The sequence below is a fragment of the Jiella sonneratiae genome (assembly GCF_017353515.1).
Lineage (GTDB): Bacteria > Pseudomonadota > Alphaproteobacteria > Rhizobiales > Rhizobiaceae > Jiella > Jiella sonneratiae.
On record NZ_JAFMPY010000024.1, the window covers coordinates 38058 to 63638 of the forward strand.

At 68.0% G+C, this 25581-nt stretch carries 18 protein-coding genes; 5 read left to right on the forward strand and 13 right to left on the reverse strand.

The annotated features are described in order from the left end of the window. Positions 1-350: 350 nt before the first annotated feature. Positions 351-3221: a valine--tRNA ligase gene (locus J1C47_RS18775; RefSeq protein WP_207352325.1), complete on the reverse strand. Its 2871-nt coding sequence runs from the start codon at positions 3219-3221 to the stop codon at positions 351-353. A 136-nt stretch (positions 3222-3357) separates the two neighbouring features. Continuing rightward, the gene (locus J1C47_RS18780) at positions 3358-4266 is read right to left on the reverse strand and encodes a PopZ family protein (RefSeq protein ID WP_207352326.1); all 909 of its coding nucleotides are present in this window, start codon (positions 4264-4266) and stop codon (positions 3358-3360) included. Between the two features lie 237 nt (positions 4267-4503). Between J1C47_RS18780 and J1C47_RS18785 the strand changes: the two genes are divergently transcribed. Then, positions 4504-5988, forward strand: coding sequence for an MFS transporter (locus tag J1C47_RS18785; RefSeq protein WP_245396665.1), 1485 nt, complete (start codon positions 4504-4506; stop codon positions 5986-5988). A 94-nt stretch (positions 5989-6082) separates the two neighbouring features. Here the strand turns inward: J1C47_RS18785 and J1C47_RS18790 are convergent, their stop codons facing one another. From J1C47_RS18790 to J1C47_RS18820, 7 genes are all read right to left on the reverse strand, one after another. After that, entirely contained in the window at positions 6083-7456 is a 1374-nt protein-coding gene (locus J1C47_RS18790) for a TolC family outer membrane protein (protein WP_207352349.1), read from the reverse strand. Positions 7457-7684: 228 nt separating this feature from the next. Further along, positions 7685-8338 (reverse strand): protein-L-isoaspartate O-methyltransferase family protein, encoded by a 654-nt coding sequence (locus tag J1C47_RS18795; protein WP_207352350.1) that lies wholly within the window; start codon positions 8336-8338, stop codon positions 7685-7687. 298 nt (positions 8339-8636) lie between these two features. After that, positions 8637-9977 (reverse strand): dicarboxylate/amino acid:cation symporter, encoded by a 1341-nt coding sequence (locus tag J1C47_RS18800; RefSeq protein WP_207352327.1) that lies wholly within the window; start codon positions 9975-9977, stop codon positions 8637-8639. Positions 9978-10392: 415 nt separating this feature from the next. Beyond that, on the reverse strand, positions 10393-12174 hold the full coding sequence (locus tag J1C47_RS18805; RefSeq protein ID WP_207352328.1) for a B12-binding domain-containing radical SAM protein: 1782 nt from the start codon (positions 12172-12174) through the stop codon (positions 10393-10395). A gap of 166 nt (positions 12175-12340) precedes the next feature. Next, positions 12341-13756, reverse strand: a complete 1416-nt coding sequence (locus J1C47_RS18810; protein WP_207352329.1) for a cytochrome P450 — start codon at positions 13754-13756, stop codon at positions 12341-12343. Then, positions 13753-14985 carry a hypothetical protein gene (locus J1C47_RS18815; protein WP_207352330.1) on the reverse strand — a complete coding sequence of 411 codons (1233 nt, stop codon included), beginning with the start codon at positions 14983-14985 and terminating at the stop codon, positions 13753-13755. Before J1C47_RS18815 ends, J1C47_RS18810 begins: the two co-directional genes overlap by 4 nt. Positions 14986-15269: 284 nt before the next feature. Continuing rightward, positions 15270-16658: a cation:proton antiporter gene (locus tag J1C47_RS18820; protein ID WP_245396666.1), complete on the reverse strand. Its 1389-nt coding sequence runs from the start codon at positions 16656-16658 to the stop codon at positions 15270-15272. Positions 16659-16934: 276 nt separating this feature from the next. Here J1C47_RS18820 and J1C47_RS18825 point away from each other — a divergent pair, with 276 nt between their 5' ends. Further along, on the forward strand, positions 16935-17369 hold the full coding sequence (locus tag J1C47_RS18825; protein WP_207352332.1) for a DUF4112 domain-containing protein: 435 nt from the start codon (positions 16935-16937) through the stop codon (positions 17367-17369). A gap of 48 nt (positions 17370-17417) precedes the next feature. On the opposite strand, the gene J1C47_RS18830 is transcribed toward J1C47_RS18825, so the two are convergent. Beyond that, a complete protein-coding gene (locus tag J1C47_RS18830) occupies positions 17418-18638 on the reverse strand; it encodes an alanine racemase (RefSeq protein ID WP_207352333.1) in 1221 nt (406 codons plus the stop codon). 201 nt (positions 18639-18839) lie between these two features. Between J1C47_RS18830 and J1C47_RS18835 the strand changes: the two genes are divergently transcribed. Continuing rightward, positions 18840-20141 carry an amidase gene (locus J1C47_RS18835; protein ID WP_207352334.1) on the forward strand — a complete coding sequence of 434 codons (1302 nt, stop codon included), beginning with the start codon at positions 18840-18842 and terminating at the stop codon, positions 20139-20141. A gap of 482 nt (positions 20142-20623) precedes the next feature. Here J1C47_RS18835 and metF read toward each other — a convergent pair whose 3' ends face one another. Then, on the reverse strand, positions 20624-21532 hold the full coding sequence (gene metF, locus J1C47_RS18840) for a methylenetetrahydrofolate reductase [NAD(P)H] (RefSeq protein ID WP_207352335.1): 909 nt from the start codon (positions 21530-21532) through the stop codon (positions 20624-20626). Positions 21533-21543: 11 nt separating this feature from the next. Continuing rightward, positions 21544-22554, reverse strand: a complete 1011-nt coding sequence (locus tag J1C47_RS18845) for an ArsR/SmtB family transcription factor (RefSeq protein ID WP_207352336.1) — start codon at positions 22552-22554, stop codon at positions 21544-21546. 240 nt (positions 22555-22794) lie between these two features. Between J1C47_RS18845 and tsaA the strand changes: the two genes are divergently transcribed. Both tsaA and J1C47_RS18855 read left to right on the forward strand, forming a co-directional pair. After that, entirely contained in the window at positions 22795-23238 is a 444-nt protein-coding gene (tsaA, locus tag J1C47_RS18850) for a tRNA (N6-threonylcarbamoyladenosine(37)-N6)-methyltransferase TrmO (protein WP_342592019.1), read from the forward strand. A 4-nt stretch (positions 23239-23242) separates the two neighbouring features. Continuing rightward, positions 23243-23599, forward strand: coding sequence for a DUF2293 domain-containing protein (locus J1C47_RS18855; protein ID WP_207352337.1), 357 nt, complete (start codon positions 23243-23245; stop codon positions 23597-23599). An 89-nt stretch (positions 23600-23688) separates the two neighbouring features. On the opposite strand, the gene J1C47_RS18860 is transcribed toward J1C47_RS18855, so the two are convergent. After that, a complete protein-coding gene (locus tag J1C47_RS18860; RefSeq protein WP_207352338.1) occupies positions 23689-25371 on the reverse strand; it encodes an EAL domain-containing protein in 1683 nt (560 codons plus the stop codon). Between the last annotated feature and the right edge of the window lie 210 nt (positions 25372-25581).

Here is a 25581-nt window from a genome sequence, read left to right on the forward strand (position 1 = left end):
TGCCGGTCAACGCCGCGCGCCATCCGTTCCGCCGAGGTTGCGGACGACGCGGCAAGGATTGCGCACCGTACCCCCCTCTGCCCTGCCGGGCATCTCCCCCTCACGGGGGGAGATCGACCCTCGTTCGAGCGTTTCAGCCCTTCCGTCCGCGACGGTGAGGGGCGGAACCTCCGGCTCGTCGACATTGCTCGGAGCCGCCATGACCGCTTCGGATCTCCCCCCTTGCGGGGGAGATGCCCGGCAGGGCAGAGGGGGGTCACAGGCCCCGCCCCTCCTCTTCGCCCGCCACCCGGGCCACGTTACACCACGACTGCACCCCCGCGACCCTCGATCCGCGAGGGCCGCCATCCTCAGCCGAGGCTCGCCAGCGCCGCGGCAAGCTTCTCGGCCTCGAGCCGGTAGCCCTCGCGCTTTTCGCGCTCCTGCTCGACGATCTCCGCCGGCGCATTGGCGACGAAGCGCTCGTTCATGAGCTTCTTGTCGATGCGGGCGACCTCGTCCTCGGCCTTCTTCTTCGCCTTGGCGAGGCGCGCGCGCTCGGCCTCGACGTCGATCATGCCGGCGAGCGGCAGGGCGAAACTCGCGCCGGCGACGATCACCTGCGCCGACTGGGCGGGCGCCGCCGTGCCGGTGGAGACCGAGGCGAGACGGGCGAGACGGCGGAGATGCAGGTCGTGGCGCTCGAGGCGCGCCGCGGTCTCCGGATCCGGCGAGACCGCGACGAGCGAGGCCTCGGCACCCTGCGGCACGTTCATCTGCGCCCGCACCGAGCGGATCTCCGAGACCAGCTCGACCAGCCAGTTGACGTCGCTCGCAGCCTCGGAATCGGTGAAGTCCAGCGTCGGCCAGGCGGTGTGGCAGAGCAGGCGTTCGCGGCCGCCCTCCCCGGCCGTCACCTGCCAGAGCTCCTCCGTCACGAAGGGCATGAAGGGGTGCAGCAGCGCGAAGACCTGGTCGAGCACGAAGCCGGTGACGTGGCGCACCTCGGCGGCGGCGTCCGCATCGGCGCCGGACAGCGTCGGCTTCGACAGTTCGACATACCAGTCGCAGAAGAGGTTCCAGACGAAGCGGTAGATCGCGCTCGCCGCGTCGTTGAAGCGGTAGCCGGCCAGCGCCTCGTCGGTCTCGGCGACGGTGCGCGAGAGTTCGGTGACGATCCAGCGGTTGAGCGGCAGCGTCAGGCTGTGCGGGCTGAGCGGCGCGCCGTGGACGGCGCCGTTCATGCCGGCAAAGCGCGTCGCGTTCCACAGCTTGGTGCCGAAGTTGCGGTAGCCGGCGATCCGCTGCGGGTCGAGCTTCACGTCGCGCCCCTGCGCGGCCATGATGGCGAGGGTGAAGCGCAGGGCGTCGGCGCCGTATTCGTCGATGAGCTCGAGCGGGTCGATGACGTTGCCCTTCGACTTCGACATCTTGGCCCCGTCCTTGTCGCGCACGAGCGCATGGACATAGACCGTCCCGAAGGGCTCCTTTTCCATGAATTCGAGGCCCATCATCATCATCCGGGCGACCCAGAAGAAGATGATGTCGAAGCCGGTGACGAGCACCGACGTCGGATAGTAGGTGGCGAGTTCCTTCGTCTCGTCGGGCCAGCCGAGCGTCGAGAAAGGCCACAGCGCCGAGGAGAACCAAGTATCAAGGACGTCCTCGTCGCGCCTCAGGAACCCGTCGCGCCTGTCCGGATCCGCAGCCATCGCGCGGGCTTCCTCGTCGGTGATCGTCTCGTTGGTGACGTAGTGGGCGAGCGCGGCTGCGACCGCCTCCTCCTCGCTCTTTTCGACGAAGATCGAGCCGTCCGGGCCGTACCAGGCCGGGATGCGGTGGCCCCACCAGAGCTGGCGCGAGACGCACCAGGGCTCGATGTTCTCCATCCACTGGTAGTAGGTCTTCGACCAGGCCTCGGGCACGAACTTCGTCCGCCCCTCGCGCACGGCGGCGATCGCCGGCTCCGCCAGCGTCTTGGCGTCGGCGAACCACTGGTCGGTGAGCATCGGCTCGATGACCACCCCCGACCGGTCGCCGAAGGGCTGCATGATCTTCTTGTCCTCGACCGTGATCATCAGGCCTTCGGCGTCGATCTCGGCAACCACCTTCTGGCGCGCGGCGAACCGGTCGAGGCCGCGGAACTCGTCCGGCACGAGGTTGATCTCGTCGACGGTTCCGGCCTCCGGCGTCTCGCCGGATCGGACGATCGCGGCGGCGCGGGCCGCCGCCTCGGCATAGGTCTCGCCGTCGGCGCGCATCGCGCCCTTCTCGTCCATCAGCCGGTAGCAGGGAATGCCGTTGCGCCGCGCCACAGAATAGTCGTTGAAGTCGTGGGCGCCGGTGATCTTCACCGCGCCCGAGCCGAAATTCATGTCCGGATATTCGTCGGTGACGATCGGAATCAGCCGCCGGTGCTCTTTCGGGCCGACGGGGATCTCGCAGAGCTTGCCGACGATCGGCCGGTAGCGCTCGTCGTCCGGATGGACCGCAACCGCGCCGTCGCCGAGCATCGTCTCCGGGCGCGTCGTCGCGATCGAGATGTAGTCGCGCGTCTCGCGCAGGATCTCGTTTCCGTCCGCGTCCTTCTCGACATAGTCATAGGCCTCGCCGCCGGCGAGCGGATATTTGAAGTGCCACATGTGGCCGTCGACTTCGCGGTTCTCGACCTCGAGGTCGGAGATCGCGGTCTCGAACTTCGGATCCCAGTTGACGAGCCGCTTGTCCTTGTAGATCAGGCTCTTGCGGTAGAGCTCGACGAAGACGTGGAGGACGGCCCTGGAGAGGCCCTCGTCCATGGTGAAGCGCTCGCGCGACCAGTCGCAGGAGGCGCCGAGACGGCGGAGCTGGCCGAGGATCGTGCCGCCCGATTCCGCCTTCCACTGCCAGACCTTGTCGATGAAGGCTTCGCGGCCGAGCTCGCGCCGGGTGACGTTCGCCCCCGACGCCGCCATCTGCCGTTCGACGACCATCTGCGTGGCGATGCCGGCATGGTCGAGGCCGGGCTGCCAGAGGACGTTGCGCCCGCGCATGCGCATGACCCGGACGAGAATGTCCTGGAGCGTGTCGTTGAGCGCGTGGCCCATGTGCAGCGAACCGGTGACGTTCGGCGGCGGGATGACGATCGAATAGGGCTCCGCCCCCTCCTTCGCCCCGGCGCCGGCCGCAAAGGCGCCGGCGTCCTCCCATCGGGCGGCGATGCGCGGCTCGATGGCGGCCGCGTCGTAGGTCTTGTCGATCATCGAATGTCCAGAAAGCGTTGTCCTCGCGTCGCTTCGGGCTAGAGCATCGGTGTTGCGCCTGTCAACGCGAAGCGGGGCGCCACACCGCAAGGTGAGCGCCCCGCCCCGAAGCTGAAGAATTCCGTTCTCGCCGCGCTCAGCGCTTGCCGCCGCGGGCGATGCGCTCGATCTCCTCGCGCACGAGGCTTTCCACCAGCCGCGGCAGGTTCTCGTCCAGCCACTCCTGCAGCATCGGCCGGAGCACCTCGCGGACGATGGAATCGGTGTCGCGCAGATGTTCGTCGCGGATCGCCGCCGCGAGATCGGAGAAGGAGGCCGCGACCCGCTCGCCGGCATCGCGCGAGACGAGAGCGTGGGCGACGCGGATGCCCTCGTCGAGCGGCGCTGCGGCAACGTGCTCGGCGTGTTCGGCGTGCGCAGGCGCGGCGGCGGCCGGGGCGAAATGTCCTTGCGTCTCGGCCTCGTCCTCGGCTTCGTCCTGCCATGCCTCGGCGGTTTCCGCCTGCATCTCGCCCGCAGCCGGCTGCGCTTCGCCGTTGACCGCGCCCCGCAACAGCTCGTCGGCGAAACCCGTCTCGTCGAACTCGTCGACGAACATCTCGGCGACGGCCTCGACGTAGCGGTCGTTGGCGGCGATCGCCTGCGGCCATTCCGGCATAGCGTCGGCGCCGCCGGGCGCCGGGCGCCGGATCGCCCGCGGCGCGTTGGCCGAGACGCGCGAGGCATCCGACATCGGCAAGGCCGCGCGGGCCTCGTCGTTGAAAGCCTGTTCGCCGGCAGAAAGCAGCTTTTCGGCGCGCAGCCGGGCTTCGGCGATCTCGTCCCCTGCCGGCGCCGGCTCGTGGCCGGGCATTGCCGCGACGTCGGCGGCCCGTCCGGAGACGGCCGCGCCGCTGCCGCTCGTCGGTCGCTCCGGCGCATGGGCGACGGACTTGACCGCCGAGGCCTGACGCGCCAGGCGCTCGTCCCCGGTTTCGATGATCCGGCGGATCGAAGCCAGGATCTCGTCCATCGATTGATCTCGGGCCGGCAGCGCGTTGCTCATGAAAGGCTCCCGCAGGGTTGGCGTCGATCGTTTGGTAACTCCCGAATCATGCGCGAAGCCTATGTCGTTCATCGCCCGAGGTGAATCCCCGCAGGGCCGGCCGCAACCCGGTTTCACCAGCTTTCCGCGCGATCCGCCGCGGTCGGCCGGCCGCCGCCGCCTCGGCCCGCCCTTGTCGAGCGGGCACTCGTGACCGAAAACGGCCGCAACCTCGCATTCTTCCGGAAGGACGTCGCCTTGACGCATACCGACAGGCCGGCCGCGGCCGAACCCGATCCGCGCCGCTGGATCATTCTCGCAGTGCTGCTCCTCGCCGGCTTCATGAATCTCATCGACGTCACCATCGTCAACGTCGCGATCCCCAGCCTTCGCGAGGATCTCGGCGCGGCGAGCTCCGAGATCGAGTGGGTGGTCGCGGGCTACATCATCGCCTTCGCGCTCGGCCTCCTGCCCTTCGGCCGGCTCGGCGACGTCGTCGGCCGCAAGCGGATGTTCCTCCTCGGCGTCGCCGGCTTCACGCTCGGCTCGGCCTTCTGCGGCGTCAGCCCGACGACGGAGACGCTGATCGCCGCCCGGCTCTTCCAGGGACTGACGGCGGCGATGATGATGCCGCAGGTCCTCGCCCTCGTGCAGGTGACCTTCCCGCCGAAGGAGCGGGGCTTTGCCTTCTCCTTCTTCGGCGTCACCGCCGGCATCGCCTCGGTCGCAGGCCCGCTCGCCGGCGGAGCGCTGATCTCGGCCGACTTCTACCACCTCGCCTGGCGGCCGATCTTCCTGGTGAACCTGCCGATCGGCATCTTCGCGGTGCTCGCCGGCTGGCGGCTGATCCCCGACGTCGCGCCCGGCCGGCGCGAGCCGGTCGACGTCGTCGGCGTGCTCTTCGCCGCCGCCACGGTCTTTGCGATCATCATTCCGCTGGTCGAGGGACGCGAATTCGGCTGGCCGCTCTGGTGCTTCGCGTCGATGGCCGCCTCGGTCGGCTTCGCCACCGCCTTCGTGTTCTGGGAACGGCACCGGGAGCGGCAGCGGGCGACGCAGCTCTTGCCGATCAGCCTCATCCGCAACCGCCATTTCCTGCTCGGCCTCGCCATGACGGCGAGCCTCTTTGCCGGCATTCCCGGCTTCTTCTTCGTCATCGCGGTGTTTCTGCAGGTCGGCTACGGCTATTCGCCGCTCGAATCCGGCCTGGCGACCGTCCCCTTCCCGATCGGCGTGTTCATCGCCTCGCTGATCGCCGGCCGCTTCGGATCGCGCTTCGCCAAGGCCCGGCTGATCGCCGGGCCGCTGGTGCTCGCGGCGGGCATGGCGGGCCTCTCCGTCGTCGTCTCCGGGGTGACGGACGAGATCGGCCACTGGAGCATCTTCGGCCCGCTGCTCTTCTGCGGCCTCGGCATGGGGACGACCGTCGCGCCGCTCTTCGCGACCATCCTGACGGTCGTCGAGACCCGCGACGCCGGCTCGGGATCCGGCGCGCTGCAGTCCTTCCAGCAGGTCGGCGCGGCACTCGGCGTCGCGGTGAACGGCGAGATCTTCTTCGGAACGGTCGGCAGGGCGGCGAGCGGCGCGACCGCCTATCGCGACGCCTTCGGTGCCTCGATCTGGTACGAGGTGGCGATCTTCCTCGTCCTCGCCCTGCTGTCGAGCCGGCTGCGGACAGGCATCCGCCACGGCGGAGAGGCGGGCGAAGGCCGTGCCCCGGCCGAGCCGGCGCCCGAGGTCTGACGGCCGCAGTTTCCACCGTCCGGGCCGCGCGCTCGGGCCCGGGCGGTCAGACCCAAAAAGGTCAGGCGAACCTAACGACGCAGGGCGGCCCGGCTCAGCGGCCGTCGGGCGTGCGCAGGCCGAACCATTTGTCCTCGACCTCGATATAGTGGTCGTTCGGCTCATATTTGGTCGCCGCGAGCTTCAGGTGGTCGAGGGTGAGCAGCCCGACCGAGGACATCAGCGTGTAGGCGGCGACCACCTCGTCGCGCTCCGAGCCGACGAGCAGGATCTGCGCCGAGATCAGGTCGGCCTGCGAATCGAGCACGTCGAGGGTCGTGCGCTGGCCGACGTTGCGCTCCTCGATCACGCCCTGCAGGGCAAGGCGGGCGGCCCGGACCTGCGCCTGATAGCCGGTGATGTTCGCCTTGGCGGCCTCGAGCTGCGCCCAGGAAGAGGCGACGGCGGCGCGCACCTCGTCGCGCGTCGAATCGACCTCGATCCGGCGCTGGCCGAGCGTCTCCTTGTACTGGCGGACCAGCGAGCTCGCCGCGCCGCCCTGATAGATCGGGATGGTGATCTGGGCGCCGACCGTCGCCGAGACCTCGTTCGAGGTCTGGACGTCCACGCCGGGCAGGCTCGACGGGTTCGGGTCCGTGTCGCTCGCCGCATAGCTGTTGGTGACGTTGCCCGACAGGCTGACCTGCGGCAGCAGCGCGCCTTCCGCCGACTTCACCTGGTAGGCCGCCGCATCGACCGAGGCGAGGGTCGCGAGGATCGCCGGATGCTGACGCTGCGCCAGCGAATAGGCGTTGGCGACCGAGCGCGGCAGCAGCCGGAGCGGCGCGCTGGCCGGCGACAGCTTGGTCGGCGCGTCGCCGACGTCCTGGAAATAGGACGCCTCGCTCGAGGCGACGGCGGACAGCGCGCTGTTGAGCAGCGCCGTCGCCAGCGCCTGCTGCGACTCGGCCTGGGCGACGTCGGTGCGGGTGCCCTCGCCGACCTCGAAGCGGGCCCGCGCCGCCCGGACCTGCTCGCTGAGGAAGTTGAGGTTCTGGCGCCTCAGATCGGCGATCTGCCGGTCGCGGATGACGTTCATGTAGTCCGTGACGGCGCTGAGCAGCGTGTTCTGCGTCGTGTTGACCAGGTTGAACTGCGACGCCTTCACCTGCGCCTTGGCGGAGCGGATGTTGTTGGGGGTCTGGAAGCCGTCGAAGATCGTCTGGTTGATCTGAATGCCGGCACTCCACGCATAGGTGGTGTTCTTCACGCTGGGAATGCCGTCGCCGTAGGTCGTCCGGCTCTTCGTCGCGCTCAGATTGCCGACGCCCGAGACCGTCGGGCGCAGGCCGGCCTTCGCCTGGGGCACACTCTCGTCGGTGGCACGGAGCTGGGCCCGCGCCGCATTGAGGTCCTGGTTGTTGGAATAGGCCTTGGCGAGGGCCCCGGACAAGGTTTCCGCGCTAACGGGGAGGCTGGCTCCGACCATCGCGGATGCCGAGAGGAGGGCGAGGAGGGAAAACTTCTTCAGCACCAATCGATACTCCGGGCTGGAACGCGATCCGGTCCGGCGAGGTCATCGTAAGCGCGATGTCCCGATTTCGAACCGCCTGCCCGAAGCTAATAGCCGAAGCGATGAACGAACCGGTCTCACTTTGACGCAACAGGGCCGCTTTTCATGCGACCGGGACAAATCTGCAACGCACCCTAACAATGTTTAGAAAACGAATTCCAGCTTGCGGCGGAAGCTCGGCAGAGGCTTGACCGCGCAGTTGAAGGCGAAGCGCTCGGACACCACGCCCTCGGCGTCCTTCACGTAGAGCATAGCATCGGCGGAATTGCCGACGCCGCGCACGACGACCATCCGGCCGCCGTTCTTCAACTGCGCGAAATAGGTGTCCGGCAGCGTCTCGACCGATCCTTCGAAGAAGATGACGTCGTAGGGCGCCTCGGCCGGGCAGCCCTCCACCAGGGCGTTCTCGACGACGGCGCAGGTGACGTAGTCGAGCCTGGCGAGATTATCGGTCGCGGCTGCGGCGAGTTCCGGATTCTCCTCCAGCGCCACGACGGAACTCGCCAGATGCGAGATGATCGCCGACGAGTAGCCGGTGTTGCAGCCGACGTCGAGGACGACGTCGTCCCTGTCGATGGCCGCGAGCTGCAGCAGCTTGGCGAGGGGCGACGGCTCCATCACGTAGCGACCGTCGCCGAGCGGCACGTCGTCGTCGATATAGGCGAGCGAGCGGCGCGAAGCCGGGAGGAACTCCTCGCGCTTGACCTCCAGGAACGCCCTCAGGATCTGGTGACTGGTGACGTCCGTCGTCCTGATCTGATTGTCGACCATCCTGATGCGGGCCGCCTCGAAATCCATCGCCGAATTCCTGTTCTCGTCGCGTCGCTCGCGCCTGTCGCGCGCCCGTTCCATGGTCGCGAGGCGCAGGAGGCGCAAGCGCGCCAGCCTCGACCGCGCCGCCGGAAAGCTCGCAGGCCGGCTGCCGGGCGCGACGAAACGGGGCGGCCGTCGCCAGCCGCCCCGAACGCATGATACGCGATCCGCTCGATGAGAGCGGGGCTCGTATCGAGCCCGCGCGGCGAATGAGCGTCTTTGTTTCCGGCTTCACGAAGTGATCTGCCGGAAACCGCATGAGTTCAAAAATCCTGCCGGACGCTCAGGTCGCCGGCTGCGGGCGCGGATGGCGCCGCGCCTCGCCGGCGAGCCGCTCCTCGGCCGCGTGGTCGATGTCGAGATCGTGGTCGGTCTCGATCCCGGCGTTCGGATCATCGAAGACCGCCTGGTCGAACTCGCCCTCCATCTTGGCGACGATGGTCGAGACCACCGCGTCGCCGGTGATGTTCACCGCCGTGCGGATCATGTCCATCAGCCGGTCGACTCCGAGGATCAGCGCGATGCCCTCGATCGGCAGGCCGACCTGGTTGAGCACCATTGTCAGCATCACCAGGCCGACGCCCGGCACGCCGGCGGTACCGATCGAGGCGAGAACGGCCATGGCGATCACCGTCAGATAGCCGGAGATGCCGAGCTCGATGCCGTAGACATTGGCGAGGAAGACGGTGGCGACGCCCTGCATGATCGCCGTGCCGTCCATGTTGATCGTCGCCCCGAAGGGAATCGTGAAGGAGGCGACGGAGTTCTTCACGCCGATGCGCTCGGTCACGCATTGCAGGGTGACCGGGATGGTGGCGTTGGAGCTCGCGGTCGAGAAGGCGAAGATCTGGGCCGGCCGCATCTTTCGCATGAAGGTGAAGGGGTTGAGCCCCGACAGAAGCTTCAGGAGGATCATCAGCGTGACGAAGAGATGCAGGAACAGCGCTCCGACCAGCGTGCCGACATAGGCCATCACCGGCACGAACAGATCGATGCCCTGTTCGGCGAAGGTCTTGGCGATCAGGCAGAAGACGCCATAGGGGGCGGCGGCCATGACGATGGAGACGATCTTCATCATCACCTCGTTCATGTATTCGCAGGCGCGGATGAACGGCGCCGACTGGTCACCCAGCATCACCACGGCGACGCCGAGCAGCACCGTGTAGAAGATGATCTGCAGCATCTCGCCCGCGGCGAAGGCCTGGATCGGGTTGGTGGGAACGATGTTGGCGAAGACCTCCCAGACCGACGGCGCCTCCTTGGCGGTGACGCTGCCGGCCTCGACACCCTGCATCTCGAAGCCCTGTCCCGGGCCGACGATCTGAGCAATCAGGATGGCGATGGCGATCGCCACCGCCGTGGTGAAGATGTAGAGGCCGAAAGATTTGCCGCCGACCCGGCCGAGCAGCCGGATATCGCCGATGCCGGCGACGCCGCAGATCAGCGAGAAGAACACCAGCGGCACGACCAGCAGCTTCAAGGCGTTGACGAACATCGTGCCGATCATGGCGAAGAAGCCGCCGACGACGTAGTCGTTCAGGAAGGCCACGTCAGCCGTGTTGATTGCCGCGCCGACGACGACGCCGGCGAGCATTCCGATCAAAATCTTCATGGTAAGGGACATGCGGGATTCCTTTCCGCGACGAGCGTACCGGCCGTCCGCCGAGCTCAGAAAATCGCAACGAGACGTCGACGCCTCGAAAGAAAGAACCCATCCACGTCAGAGACGAGCGCGAAGAGTTGCCTCGCTGCACAAACGAAAGGCATGCATTTTGATTGAGCTATCGTGCTAGGCTTTTGATTAGTCGTCAACTCTCTTTACGATCTGCGAGACTATCCACAGGCAGCCGCAGCGATGCCGCAAGACGTCCGGCAAGAGAGCAGAGATCGCATTCACCAAGGATCGGGCGAAGCCATGGCCGCGAGAGCGCGGGGCTCTCCCGGCCGAAATGCGCGCTTCAGGGCAGGCGAGCGACAGCGTGGACGGCCGCCGCGTCAATCTGCCGCGACGGTTCGATGTCCAACTTAAAGCGCCGGTGTCAGGCCGCCTCGGCCTTCTTCGCCCGGGCCTTCTGGATCAGCGCCTCCTGGCGCTGCATGCGGGCGATCTCGGCCGACGTCCCGCGGGTCTCCGAGTAGAGGGCGAGGTTCAACTCGTCCGCATCGGGCGGGGTGATGGCGAGGTCGCGATACTCCCCGGCGGCCGGATCGGCCCAGATCCGGTCGGCCATCCGCTTCATCCGCACGTAGTCCCTGAACATCAGGACGATCGCCCGCGCCTCCGAGAAGGCGTAGCGCGGATAGAAGATCAGCGGATTTTCCGGCTTCATGCCGTGGCGGCGGTCGCGCCGCGACTTGACCCGCAGATAGCCGCCTTCCAGCGGATGGACGCCGTAGATCATGTGATAGTTGCGATAGCCGAGGATGCGGAACAGCAGCATCATCTTGCGGACGGATCCGGTCGCCCGCATCCGCTTCATGATCGTCGCGATGTGATCCCACGAATAGAAGCGGCCCCAGACCTCCTCATAGACCTTGTCCCATTCGGCGTCCGACATCTTCTCGTGATGGGTGACGCGGTGGTTGAGGTCGTATTTGTTGAGGTCCGGGTCCATCCAGACGCCCTTCTTCGACAGGGTCTGGTGGTCTTCGCTGCCCGGCAGCGGCGTCAGGTTGGTGAAATAGATGAGGTCGATCGGCAGCTCGCGCTTGATCACGTCGACGTCGTGCAGGATCGATTCCCGCGTGTCGTTCGGAAAGCCGATGATGTAGCCGACGGTGATCATCACCGAGCGCTGCTTCCACTCCAGAAACATCTCGCGATATTCGACGATCTTGTTTTGGTTCTTCTTCACCGCCATGAGGTTGTCGGGATTGATGTTCTCCATCCCGACGAAGACCTGGTCGACGCCGGCGCGCACCGCCTTGTCGATGAAGCCGGGGATCTTGTGGCAGCGCGTGTCCACCTGGATCTGCATGCGGATCTTGATGCCGTGCTTTTCCCGCAACAGGATCAGCCGGTCGAAGAAGGCCTCCCAGTTGCGGTTGCGGGCGAGATTGTCGTCGGTGACGAAGAACAGGTCGACGCCGATCGCCCAGTTGGCGCGCACGATCTTCTCCAAATCGTCGGCGGACCGGAACCGGCTGACCCGCCCCTGCACGTTGATGATGGTGCAGAAGGAGCACTGGAAGGGGCAGCCGCGGCCGATGTCGAAGCTCGAATAGAGGCCGAAGGTCTTCTCGACCTGCGCACGGTCGAGGAACGGGATTTCCGATCCCTCGAGGTTCGGAAGGTCGGCCCCGTGCCGGTAGTAGGGCTGCAGCCTGCCGGCATGGGCGTCGCGCAGCACCTGGTCGAAGCGGCCGCCCTCGGCCTCGCCGACGAACATCGAGATGCCCATGCGGCTGGCTTCCTCGATCTCCGGCGGAATGCCGTCCAGCATCGCCAGCGATCCGGCGACGTGGAAACCGCCGAGACAGACGGGCACGCCGGCGGCGAGGAACGGCCGCGCGAGATCGACGGCGCGGGGAAACTGGTTCGACTGGACGCCGACGAGGGCGAGCATGCCCCGGCCGCCGTCGGCAGCGATCATCTCGATGATCTTCTTCGGCCGGATGCGGGTATTCGTCTCGTCGATCGTGTGGATGACCACCTCGGTATCGCCGAGCACCTTTCGCCGGATACAGTCCTTCGCAATACCGTTGAGGCACGCGAGCGAATTGGCCGGGATGGTGGAACGCCTCCACTGCAGCGGATAGCCGTCGTCGTCGTAATGCGTCGGTTTGACGAATACGATGTGGAACTTTTCCCCCTCGGCCATCTGCCCTCCCCACTGGTCGCGAGTCAAAACACTTCCGTCGATCTTTCGCGTCTGCGAAGATCATGTTGAAAGTTGGGAGATTATGCAAGCGCGGGCAGAATTCTTCGCGGCATCGGCCGGGGATGACGGCAGATCTACCCGGACCTGCCCCGCTGTCCCGTCGCGTTCATCGCGGCCGGTCGAGGAAGATCCTGATTCCGTTCTCTGACCTGACTGTCAGGCGCGAGACCGGTTCGGGCTCGTGGCCGGCGACGGGGCGGATCTCGAAGCGGCGCAGGATCTCGGCGAGCACCAGCGTCGCCTCCTGCATGGCGAAGGCCGCACCGACGCAGACCCGCGCGCCCATCGAGAACGGCATGTAGGCGCAGCGCTGCGCCTCGCGCGTCTCGGGCCTGGTGAAGCGGTCGGGCTGGAAGTCGTTGGCGTCCTGCCAGTAGCCGGTGTGGCGATGCATCAGCCAGATCGGCACGACCACCGGCGAGCCGCAGGGAACCTCCTGGTCGCCCAGCCGCTCGGGCTTTTCGGTGTCGCGGGAGAGATAGGCGATCGGCGGATAGAGGCGCAGCACCTCGCGGAACACGTCGCGGGTCTTTTCGAGCCGCTTCATGTCGGAAAATTCCGGCTGACGGTCGCCGAGGACCGCCCGCGCCTCCGCCCGCATCTCGACCTGCGTGTCCAGCCGGTGCGCCAGGCAGTAGAGCGCCCAGGCAAGTCCCGCCGCCGAGGTCTCGTGGCCGGCGAGGAACAGCATGGCGATCTGGTCGAGCAGTTCCTCGCCCTCGAACTTCGTCCGGGTGACGGGGTCTTCGGCGGTCATCAGCACGGAGAGGATGTCGTTGGTCGGCACCGGCCTGCCCTCGCGCACCGCCTTCAGCCGGCGCTGCAGAGGGCCGTTCAGGACGTCGCGGATCTCCCGCGCCATCCTGCGGGCCCGCCGGTTCGACCACAGCCAGTGGATCGGCACGCCGACGAGGCCGATCATCCCCTGTGCGAAGGCGATCGCCTGGAAGGCGTCGAAGGCCGAAAAGATCCGCCGCGCGTCGTCGCTCGACATCGGCTCGGAAAAGATCGTGCGGAAGATGACGTCGCCGGCGAAATGCGTCATCTCGGCGTCGATGGCGATCTCGCGGCCGGTGCCGGCGTCGGCCGAGAGGCGGGCGATCGAGGCATCGGCGGCGTCGCGCATGAGGCCGAAGACGTTCCTCACGCCGGCATTGTCGAAGGCCTGGTCGACGATGCGCCGGTGCCTTTCCCACGCCTCGCCGTTCGAAACGAAGATGGAATAGCCGGAGAGCTTGCGCATCATCCGCTCCATCATCTCGCCTTTCGGAAACTCCCTGTAGCGCTTGACGAGGATCTCGCGGATCACCTCCGGATCGCGGACGTTGTAGAGCTCCCTGCGGCGCACGAAGGGCAGCTTCGGGATGGCATGCCGGCTGACGCCGACGAAGTCGTAGCTGCCTTTCAGGAACAGTCCGAGGCTCGACCGCAGATGCCCGCGGATGCGCTCCAGCGGGTGCGTCGGGTGGGCCTCCTGCGCCTTCGGCAGGACGGGGGAGAACTTTTCGCCGCGGTCGTTCATGGCTGAAGAATGCTCGTCTCGATCGGGCACGGACGGGTGACGAGTTCGAAATAGTCGAAGCCGTGGCCGCGCTCTGAGGGTTTGAGATACTGGAAGTGGAAGTCGAGCGGCCGCATGCGGATGCGGCGGAAGGTTTCCGGCTCGAGGATGTCGTGGAAGTCCGGCTCGCGCGAGATCACGCGGCTCTGGCGGCCCGAAAGGTCGATCCCCTCGATCAGCGGGATGCGGCAGCTCGAGCCCGGATCGGAGCCGGAGGTGACGTCGAGCAGCCGCACCCGCTCGCTGGTGGCGAGCGCCGAAAGGTCGCGGCGGAAGGCCGCGTCGCCGCCGAGCAGCGTATAGAGCGGCACCGTGTGTCCGAGAGTCAGGAGCACGATCCTCGGCGCGTTCTCCGCCGCCCGTGCCTCCCCGGGAAGCAGGTCGAGGAGCCGCGCCGCCGCACGCACCAGCCAGACCGCACCCAGGCTGTGGCCGACGACGAGGATTTCGTCCGCCTCGCCGCTCTCCCACACGGCGAGCATGCGCCTTGCAAATTCTTCCGCCCTCTCCCCGGAGCGTTCGAACCGTCCGTCCGCCATGCCGCGAAGATAGCCGAGAAAGCGGGTGACCCACCAGATGTTGAGCCAGGCGCGCAGGCGATTCCATCCGGCCGCGACGCCGAGAACGACGGCGAGCGCGGCGAAAAGGCCGGCAAAGGCCGCGACGAAGCCCGTCGCGCCGAGGAAAGTGGCGGCCGCCGCCGCACCGGCGCCGGCGAGCGTGGCGGTCAGCGCCCCGAAAACCAGCGTTGCGAGAATCAATGCGGGCGTCATCAGGATCGCGACGAACAACGCCCAGGCCGGCCGGTAGAAGCGCTTCAGGATGCCGCGCCTGAAGGTCGTCCAGGCAAAGCGGAAGGCTTCGCCGGCAAGCCGGAGCTGGCGGCGGGGAAACCAGTAGCGGCCGACGATGTCGGTCCAGTCGAGCATCTCGTAGCGGGTCTCGACCAGCGGACCGTCGGGCGCCGCATGCGACGTCACGGTCCAGGCGCCGTGCGCCAGCGCCTCCGCGTCGGTCCCGGCGATCACGATCGCGCGTCCCCAGCGGCGCGAGGCAGGCCGAAGGCCGTCGCGGAAATGGCCGTAATAGACCGGCGTGCCGCGGGGGTCGAAGCCGTGGATGTAGAAGACGTGGCGGCGAAAATCCGGGCCCGCCGCCGCCCTCTTCGTCGCATCCGGCGTCTCGTTCATGTCGGGCGTTCCCCTCGGCGCCGGGACGGCAGTACCCCTCAAGCAAGGATGAGGGGCCTCGCCCGCCGTCCCGCTCTCTCTTTTCTCATTTCCGCATGATCTCTTCCGAAAACCGGTTCCCACTTTTCGGGATCATGCGCGAGGCGCGCTGGCGCGCCCTCCCCGCGGACAGGACAAGCAGAAGACCCGGCCGCAGTTCAAGCCGCAATTTCCCGGACATTGCCGCGTGGAGCCGGCGATGCCCGGCATCGCGACGCGCCAGACGAAACGGCGACGGGCGGCGCTCACTCGCCCGGCTGTTCACCCTCCCCTGCGGCCCCCGCCCCGGCAGCCGTGCGCTCTTCGGCGGCCCTTTGGCGCGCGGCGCGCCGGCGCCGATAGGTGCGGCGGAGCGCCCGTCCCCGCACCCGCAGCCAGAAGCCGAGATCCTCGACGTCTTCGACCCGATCCTCGTAGATCTCCGCCAGCGCTTCGCGAAACTGCCGGTAGCCGAAGCGCGCCTCGCCCTCGATGTGCCGGGTCAGCGCCATCCAGGCCGGCGAGACCAGCAGGGTGATCGCCGTGACCGCCAGAGCAAGACGATAGACGTCGCCGCCGATCGCGCGCGAGGCATAGGCCGCCGCCGCCAGGACGAAGGAGAATTCGCCGATCTGCGCCATCGACAGGCCGGCCTCGACGGCGGTCTTGTGCGGCAGTCCGGCGAGGCGGATGAACAGGACGTTGAAGATCGTCTTGACGAGGACGACGAAGACCGCCGCCACGGCGACGAGTTCGACATTCTCGACGATGTAGTCGAGATCGATGAGGAGACCGATCGACAGGAAAAACACCACGAGGAGAATCGACTGGATCGGTTCGACGACGTGGATCACCGGCGAGCGCAGCGTCGAGGCACCGACGACGAGGCCGGCGATGAAGGCGCCGTAGGCGGGTGAGAGGCCGATCCAGCCGGAGACCGAGGCGGCGGCGAAACAGAAGGCGAGCGATCCGAGGGCGAGGATCTCGACCTTGTCCTCGACAGCCGCCGCGAAGGACGGCTTCAGCTTCGGCCGCCGGCCGAGATACCACAGAAGGCCGGCGAGCACCGCCACGGCCACCATGATCTTCAGGCAGAGGCTGAACCATGCGACCTCGCCGCTGCCGCCGAGCGAGGTCGCGACGAGCAGCATCGGCACCACCGCGAGATCCTGGGCGATGAGCACGCCGACGGCGATCCGCCCGGGCTCGGACCTCAGCTCGCCGATGTCCTCGAGCATCTTCATCGCGACCACGGTCGACGACAGCGCGATGATGAAGCCGAGGATGATCGCCTCGGCATAGGTGGCGTCGGAGATGAGCTTCAGCCCGAAGGTGATCGCCATGGCGGCGGCGAGCTGGCCGCCGGCGATGAGCAAAGCCGGTTTCAGCGTCGCGACGAAGGCTTTCAGCGAGAGTTCCATGCCGATGAAGAACAGCAGCATGAGCACGCCCATCTCGGCGAGCAGCGTGACGTTCTCGTCGGCGGTCGACACGAAGCCGAGGCCGGACGGGCCGAGCAGGACGCCGGCGAGGATGAAGCCGACGAGCGGCGGCTGCTTCAGCCGCATCAGGCCGAGGCCCGCCAGCACCGCGACGAGGATGACGAAGGCGATGACGGTCAGGTCGACGGGGGCCCCGCCGGCGGTCTCTTCCATGGGCGTCTCCAGCCGAATCGCGTCAGGGGGCGGTTGTAGCAGAACGAGCATGCGGGCGATCGCCCGATGCCTTCAACCGCCGCCGCGATCGGACCGGCCTTGCCGCAAGAACGCCGGTCAGTTGGCCCGCCATCGAGAAGGTCGCGGAACGGAATGGGACGGCCGCCGGAGGATTTGTCGGAGCGCGGCTCTTTCGATCAAGGAACCGCCCACCCATATCGCGTGTTGACCCGTCGCGGCCAGAACGGCGACGAGACCACGGGAGACGTCTTCAAGATGAGCGCGACTTTTGCCCATGCCGGTGCTTTCCACGAGGCGGATCATCTTCGCCGGCTGCGGCGCGTCGCGAGGGTCGCCCGGCTGATGGACACGGCGATCCGCATTCCCGGCACCGGGATCAGCTTCGGCGGCGATTCGATCGTCGGCCTGGTTCCCGGCGTCGGCGACGCCGCCACCGCGATGGTCTCGCTGTGGATCGTCAACGAGGCGAGACGCCTCGGTTTGCCCGCCCACAAGCTCGCCCGGATGCTGGCCAATGTCGGCATCGACACGTTCGGCGGCGCGATCCCGCTCGTCGGCGACGTCTTCGACTTCTTCTTCAAGTCGAACCGCAAGAATCTCGCGATCATCCTCGACCACTTCGGCGAGGACGGCCTGATCGACGACCGGGGCGACGTGCGGCCGATGAAGGACATCACCCCGAAACGGTGACGCGCCGCGGCAGGGCGGCGGCTCGGCCGAAGGACCGACCGAGGCGGATCAATCCGCCATCGTCTCGAGGCTGGCGTAGCCCTCGGCCGCCTCGCCCTCGTCGAAGGGCGTCGCCACCGTCACGAAGGTGTCCGGGTAGAAGCCGTTGAAGCGGGTCCTCAGCGACAGGGAATAGGCGCCGATGTGGCCGATCTCGATCCAGTCGCCGGTGTCGACGGTCTCGGGCAGCCAGAACGGCCGCGACAGGATGTCGACCGAATCGCAGGTCGCGCCGCAGACCTTGAACGCGCCGATCTTTTCCGGGTCGCCGTTGCGGCTGTTGCGGGCGGGGTCGGGGATGAAGCGCGCCGGCAGGGTGATCTTGCCGGTCCACGAATCCGACAATGACGCCCAGATGCCGTCGTTGATGTAGAGCCGGCGGCCCTTCCTCAGAAGCACCCGGACGATGAGCGAGAAGGCCCTGGCGACGACGACCCGGCCGGGCTCGGCGACCAGCGGCAGGTCGGAAAAGCCCCATTCGCCGAGATCGGCCTTCAGCCGCTCCATGATGTCGGCAAAGCCCGGCATCTCCTTCTTCCTGCGGCGCGGATCGTGGCCGTATTCGGCCGGGAACCCGCCGCCGACGTCGAGGCCGGCGAGCGGCACGTCGGCGCGGTTGCGCACCCAGTCGGCCGAGGCGAGCGCCCGCTCGTAGGTGTCGGGATCCTCGATCTGCGAGCCGACATGGAAGCACAGGCCGACCTTGAAGCCGATCTTGTGGCAACGCTGCAGCAACTCGACCGCATGGGCGGGCGCGGCACCGAACTTCTTCGACAATTCGTAGGCGGCGTGGCCCTTGGTCTGGATGCGGACGAAGAGGGTGACGGTGCCCGGATCGATGTCGAGCGCCCGCACGATCCTGAGGATCTTCGCCACCTCGTCCTCGTGGTCGAGCGAGAGGGTGCGGATACCATAGGTCTCGAGCGCGAGACGGATGTCCGACTGCGCCTTCACCGGATGCATGTAGAGCATCTCGGCCCCTGGCATCGCCGCCCGGACGGCGGCGAACTCGCCGGGCGAGGCGACGTCGAAGGTCGCAATCCCCGCTTTTGCCAGCGTCTCGAGCACCATCGGCTCGCCGTTCGTCTTGACGGCATAGGCCGTCTTGCCCGGAAACGCCGTCACGAAGGACCGCGCGTCGGCGGTCAGGACGTCTGGCCGGAAGCAATAGACCGGCGCATCCGGGCGCAGGGTCAGGGCGGCGTCCTTCGCCGTGGCAAAGCTCTGCAAGCGCTCGTCTCCGAGATGGTGCGGGCGGGAACATGGGGCATCCGGCGCGAAGGTCGAACCCTGCCGGGCATGTCCGGCCGGGCTGGACCGTGTCGGTCCGGCAGGCTCAAGGCCGCGCCTGCTTGCGGCGTGCGGGTCCCGATGCTCTAACGGCCGGGGCCTTGAGCCGGTCCGCCCGCCAAACCGAGGGAATACCCGACCATGCCCGACCGCCACGACGTGCCCGCACCGAGACTTGCGACGATCGTCGCGGCCGTCGCTCAGGGGCGATCGAACCCGGCGGCCGAGATTGCCGCCGCCCGCGCGCGCGTTGCGGCCGGCGACGCGGCGATCGGGGCCTTCCTGCGGCTCGCCCCGGAGGAGAGCCTTGCGGCCGCCGGAGCCGCGACGGGCCCGCTCGCCGGCGTCGCCGTCGGCGTCAAGGACATCTACGATACGCGGGACATGGCGACCGAACACGGTTCGCCGGTCTATCGCGACCATCGGCCGGTGGCGGACGCCTCGCTGGTCTCGATGGCACGGCTCGCGGGCGCCGCGATCCTCGGCAAGACGACGACGACCGAATTTGCGAGCCTCGATCCGACGCCGACGCGCAATCCCCGCAATCTCGCGCACACGCCCGGCGGCTCGTCCTCGGGCTCGGCGGCGGCGGTCGCGGCGGGCATGGTGCCGCTCGCCTTCGGCTCGCAGACCGGCGGCTCGGTGATCCGCCCCGCCTCGTTCTGCGGCGTCGCGGCGTTCAAGCCGAGCTTTCGCCTGCTGCCGACGATCGGCATGAAGACCTTCTCCTACACCCTCGACACCGCCGGGCTCTTCGCGGCGACCGTCGCCGACCTCGCCTTCGCCGCCTCGGCGATCACCGGCCGCGACCTTTCCGGCGAGCGCGTCCGGGACGACGATGCGAGCGGCCTGACGGTCGGCGTCTATCGAAGCGCCGTCGACGACGCGGTCGAGCCGATGATGCACGACGCCGTCGCCGAGGCGGCGCGGCTGTTGGAGGCGTCCGGCGCCCGCCTCGTCACGGTGGAGGAACCGGGCGCCCTTGCCGAAGCGCGCGACGCGCACGGGACGGTGCAGGGATACGAGGCGGTGCTCGACCTGTCGGACGAGTTTCGCAACCATCGCCAGCGGCTCGGGCCGAAGCTCGGCGCGATCCTCGACCAGGGCGCGACGATCGCGCCGGCGGCCTACGACGAGGCCCGGCGGGCGGCACGCATCGGCCGCAAGGCCGCATCGGCGCTGTTCGAGACGGTCGACGTCCTGATCGCGCCGTCGGCGCTCGGCCCGGCGCCGCTGACGCTGGAAAGCACCGGCGACGCGCTGATGAACAAGCTCTGGACCCTGACCGGCAATCCCGTCGTCAACGTCGCCGGCATCGCGTCGGCCGCGGGTCTCCCCCTCGGGGTCTCCGTCGTCGCGCGATTCGGCCGGGACGCTCTGGCGCTGAGCGTCGCCACACGTCTCGAACGGCTGATCGACGCGCCGATTTCTCAACAAAAGTGACGAGAGTCTGACACGAATAGTCGGGAACAATGTCCCGATTCGGGACGATTCGCGCCGCAACTGAAGCATTCGCAGCAACGCGTTTTCCCAATATTCCGCGGAACTTGGCCGCCCGCCATGGTTTCATGCGGCGGTGCAGCGACGATTTTGCCTTTACGGATCGCCGCCGTCGATTAACCTGTCCCCATGAATGCCACGAGGAGCCAGACAGCCATGCAACTCACGCGTTCGCTGAATGTCATCATGATCTGCGCGGCCTTCGCCTTCCTCGCCGCCATGGTGGCCGGATATCTGCCCTGACGGGCGGCCCCGGCGAAATGGCGGCAGAGCGGTCCTGACCGACAGGACGGGCCGCTTGCAGCCGCGGATGGAGCCGCAGACCAGACCCCGCGCATCGACGCGGGAGAAACGGAAAAGGCCGGGGCGAACCCGGCCTTTTCTCTGTCCGATCGATGGTCCGGCGGGCCGGAGCGGATCTTTCGTCAGGCGGCGGCCGCCTTCGCCTGTCCGGTCGGCAGCGCCGCGCGCAGGCCGAGGATGTGGCAGATCGAATAGACGAGGTCGGCCCGGTTCATCGTGTAGAAATGGAAGTCCGAAATGCCGCGGCGCGTCAGGTCGAGGACCTGCTCGGCGCAGAAGGCGGCCGCGACGTGGGAGCGGGTCTTTTCGTCGGTCTCCAGCCCGTCGAAGCGGCGGGCCAGCCAGTCGGGAATGCCGGCGCCGCAGGCCCCGGCGAAACGCGCGATTTTGGTGAAGTCGTGGATCGGCGCGATGCCCGGAACGATCGGGATGTAGATGCCCGCCCGGCGGGCGCGCTCGACGTAGCGCTCGAAGACGTCGTTGTCGAAGAAGAACTGGGTGATCGCCCGCGTCGCGCCGGCGTCGACCTTGCGCTTCAAGAGATCGATGTCGGTGGCGAAGTCCGGGCTCTCGGGATGCTTCTCGGGATAGGCCGAGACCGAGATCTCGAAGTCGTCGATCGCCTTGAGGCCGGCGACGAGTTCGGCGGCGTTGCGGTAGCCGTCGGCGCGCGGAACGTAGGTGCCGCCGACGCCCGCCTGGCTGTCGCCGCGCAGCGCCACGAAATGCCTCACGCCGGTGTCGCGATACTGGCGCACCACTTCGTCGACCTCCTCGCGCGAAGCGTCGACGCAGGTCAGATGCGCCGCCGGCACCAGCGCCGTCTCGGCGAGGATGCGCTCGATGGTGTGGTGGGTGCGCTCGCGCGTCGAGCCGCCGGCGCCATAGGTGACCGAGACGAATTTCGGCTGCATCGGAGCGAGCCGCTCGATCGAATGCCACAGCGTCTCCTCCATCTTCTCCGTCTTCGGCGGGAAGAATTCGAACGAGACGTTGATGCCGGAATTCGACAGGACGTTGGCAGGGCTCATGGCGTTTGTCCTCAGCTTGTCATGGAGGTGTGGCGGGCGTCGCCGGCGACGAGCAACCGCTCGTCCTCGGCGAGAAGGATCGTCACGGTGAGCTCGGCGGCGTCCGTGCGCTTCGATTCCAGATGGCGCAGCAGCCGCAGCCGCAGGCCGGCCGCCTCGACGAAGGATGACAGCGACTGTTCGGAAAAGCCGAGCCGCAGATGCGCATGCTGGCTGCGAAGGAATTCCAGATCGTGCGGCGCGAAGTCGATGATCAGCAGCCGCCCGCCCGGCGCCAGCGCCCCCGCCGCCTCGCGCACGGCCCGGGCCGGATCGTCGAGATAGTGCAGCACCTGATGGATGACGACGAGGTCGAAGCCGCCCCGCTCGATCGGCAGGTGATAGACGCTGCCGAGGCGCACCTGGGCGTTGCCGATCTTGGCGGAGTCGAGCTTGGCGCGGGCCACCGCCAGCATCTCGCGGGAGGAGTCGATCCCGACGGCCCGCTCGGCCCGCGGCGCGAAGAGCTCGAGCATCCGGCCGGTACCGGTCCCGACGTCGAGCAGCGTGTCGAAGCGCTTGGTCCCGAGCGCCTCGACGATGGCGGCCTCGACCTCGGCATCCGAGACGTGCAGCTTGCGGATGCCGTCCCATTCCTCGGCATTGCGGGCGAAATAGTCCGCCGCCCGTTCCGCACGCCGTGCCCGCACGTCTTCCAGCCGCTCGGCGTCGCGGGCGAGCACCGGGTCGCCCGGATCCACCCAGCCGACCAGCGCGCGCAGGATCGGCAGCGCGACCGGATCGTCGGAGGCGCGGAAGAACGCCCAGGATCCCTCCTGGTAGCGCGAGATCAGGCCGGCTTCGGCAAGCAGCTTCAGATGACGCGAAATCCGAGGCTGCGACTGGCCGAGAATCGTCGTAAGCTCGCTGACGGTCAGATCGGCCGCCGAGAGCACGACGAGCAGCCGCAGCCGCGTCGGCTCGGCGGCGGCGCGAAGCAGATCGACGAATGGCTCGAAGGCGGATTTGCGGATGTCCAGCATGGCTCGCTCGATTACGATATAAAGATATGTTTATGTGAAGCGGCTTCATGATGCAAGGAAATTCCGATTGAGCGTGCAAGAAAACCGTCCGCCCCGGGCTGCCCGGGCTGTCCGGCGAGATGACGGCGCCGCGGCGAGCCGGCGGTCCGTCCGGCCGCAACGCCGAGATCCGGGAGACCGCATCTGACGACATCGCTCTCACGCCCCACCCGCCCCGGCGAAGAACCGTTCTCCGCCGCAGTGCCCGCGCCCGACGATGCCCGCCTCGGCTTCATCGGCCGGCTGCGCTCGCCCTACCGGACGCTCGACCAGTGCCCGAAGAACCGCCGCGCGGCGCTGGCGGCGGGACATGCGGGCGCGGCGTGGCTCGAGGTCGACGCGCCGTTCCGCGAGGCGCTCGCCGGCCTTGCCGCCGGCGATCACGTCTTCTGCCTCAGCTGGCTGCACGGCGCGCGGCGCGACCTCGCCCTGCAGAAGCCGCGCCATCTGGAGGCGGCGCGCGGCACCTTCTCGCTGCGTTCGCCCGTCCGGCCGAACCCGATCGGGCTTCACCTGGCGCGGATCGAATCCATCGACGTCGCGGCCGGTATCGTGCGGCTCGACGCGATCGACGTCGTCGACGAGACGCCGCTCGTCGACGTGAAACCGTATCACGCCTCGGTCGACCGGCCGGACGCGGAGTGAGGCGATGGCGACGGAGCGACAGCGGCGGATCGCCCGGGCGGTGACGGCGATGATCCCGCGCGCGCCCTTCATTGACGCCGAGCACATCCGCGAGGCCGCGCGGTCGCGCCACATGCGCAGCCTTCCGGCCGAGACCGCCGTCTGGCTGGCGGCGGTCGCGCGCGCCCGACACGAATACACCGACTACGACGCGTTGATGGACGACGGCTACGATCGGGACGCCGCGCGCTTCTTCGTCGCCGGCGACATCAATGCCGTCCTCGATCGATGGGGTGCGCGGCGGCGGGTCGACCCGAACGCCGCGGAACCGGAGGAGGACGGCATCGGCGTCGAAGATGGCGGCGACGACGAACCGGATTGATCGACGGCCGATCCAAGGAACCGGCGAGACGGGCCGTTGCCGGGCCCGCGCAGGCCGCGGCCGGCGAGGCCGGGGTCAGGAGGCCGGGGTCAGGAGGCCGGAAGCGCCGCCGTCATCGCGCCGCGTGCGCGCACCTCGGCAAGGCTGACCACCGGATGCTCGCCGCGCCGCCGTGCGTGCCCGGCCGGCACGGCCTGCCGCCGGAACCGGACGAAGCTCGCAATGTCGATCGGCCGCGAGAGATGGAAACCCTGGACGTAGCCGACCGAGGGATGGTTGCGCCGCAGCTGCTGGAGCCGCTCCTCGGTCTCGATTCCCTCGACGACGATCGTGCGGCCCGCCGTTTCGATCATCTCGATGGCGAGATCCAGCATCTTCGCCGCCACCGTGCCGTCGGGCGCCATGGCGAAGCCGCGGTCGATCTTCACCCCGTCCACCGAGATGTCGGCGAGGTTCTTGATGTTCGAGTAGCCCGAGCCGAAGTCGTCGATCAGGACCTTGATCCCGGCCGCCCGCAGATCGTCGATCTGCGCCTGCATGGCGGCGGCGTCGATCTCCTCGCTCTCGACGAGTTCCGCCACCGCGACGAACCGCTCCGGCTGGCCGGCGAAGGGCGCGAAGATGGCCGCGAGCCCCGGCTTGGGGAGGTCGCAGGGGAAAACGTTGAAGGTGACGTAGATCGGCGGGCCGTCGAGGTCGCTCGCCGAGAGTTCGCGATAGGCGCGCTCGACCACCATGCGGGTGAATTCCAGTGTCAGCCCGCTTTTTTCGACGATCGGGATGAAGTTGCCGGGCGCGACGATGCTGCCGTCGACGTCGCGCCAGCGGGCGAGCACCTCGCACGCCTCGACCTCGCCGGTGGCGAGGCTGACGATCGGCTGGTAGAGGCAGAAGACGGTGTCGGGCCCGAGGGTACGGAGGAAGCGGGACCGGAACGACCAGCGGCGGGCCAGCGCATCCCGCGTCTGGCCGGCGATGCCGAGCGCCGCGAGCGTCGCCAGCACGAGGCCGATCGCGAGGAACGGCCATCCTTCCGCCGCGAGCGCCGCAAGCGGTGCCGCCGCAACGACGCAGAGATTACCCGCCTCCTCGTCGCAGACACTGGCGTGGATGGCCGGCACCAGCGACAGGAGATCCCAGGCCGGCAGGCCGGCAGTTGCTTCGTAGAGACCCTCGGCGCCGCCGCGATGCCAGAATCGGCCGGTCGCGTCCTTCAGACCCCATTCCGCGTTGAGCCAGGGGAGTGACGGCGCGGGATCGTTCGGCCTCGGATAGGCGATCGCGAAGGACCCCCTCTTGACGATCGTGCCGCTGACGCCGGCAAAGCCGAATTCGCCGAGATCGAGGTCCATCCACAAGTCGGTCGCGATGTCTTTCCCCGGCAGTGTCGTGTCCGGATCTTCGAGCCGGACCGGCCGGGTCAGGCGCCCGGCGCTGACGGAGCACAGGACCTCGCCGCCGCGGACATAGGCGAATTCGTGCAAGCCGTCCGGCCGCAGCGAAATGCGGCGCATTTCTTCGACGAACTGCGGGCTGCACGGCGCCGCCGTCATCTCGGTCTGGAGACTGGCGAACACCGAAACCATGTTCCGACTGCGATCGACGAGCGGCTGCAGCAGCTGCCGGCTCTCGCGATCGATCGCCGTATCGGCAATATGCAGCCCCAGATTGGCGAGGCCGAGGCAGAGCAAGACGAAGGCAACAAGACCCGCCGCAAGCGCCGCGAGTTGCTGGCGCTTGACGGAAATGAGGTTGATGATCGCCCTCGACATGACGTCTCTCCGCTTTCGGCTGGAAGGAGAGCATTCAACCGTCAACGGTGAATTAAAGTCGCCCCTGAATCATTCTTTACATTGGAATCATTCCTCAAGATGGATTTCGCTTCGTCACCCTCGCCGGGCGTCCGTCAGGCGGGTGATCCGCTTCCGCCAAACGCACTGGGCGTGCCGGGCGGGGCGGGCGACGGGCGCAGGTCGCGCGGC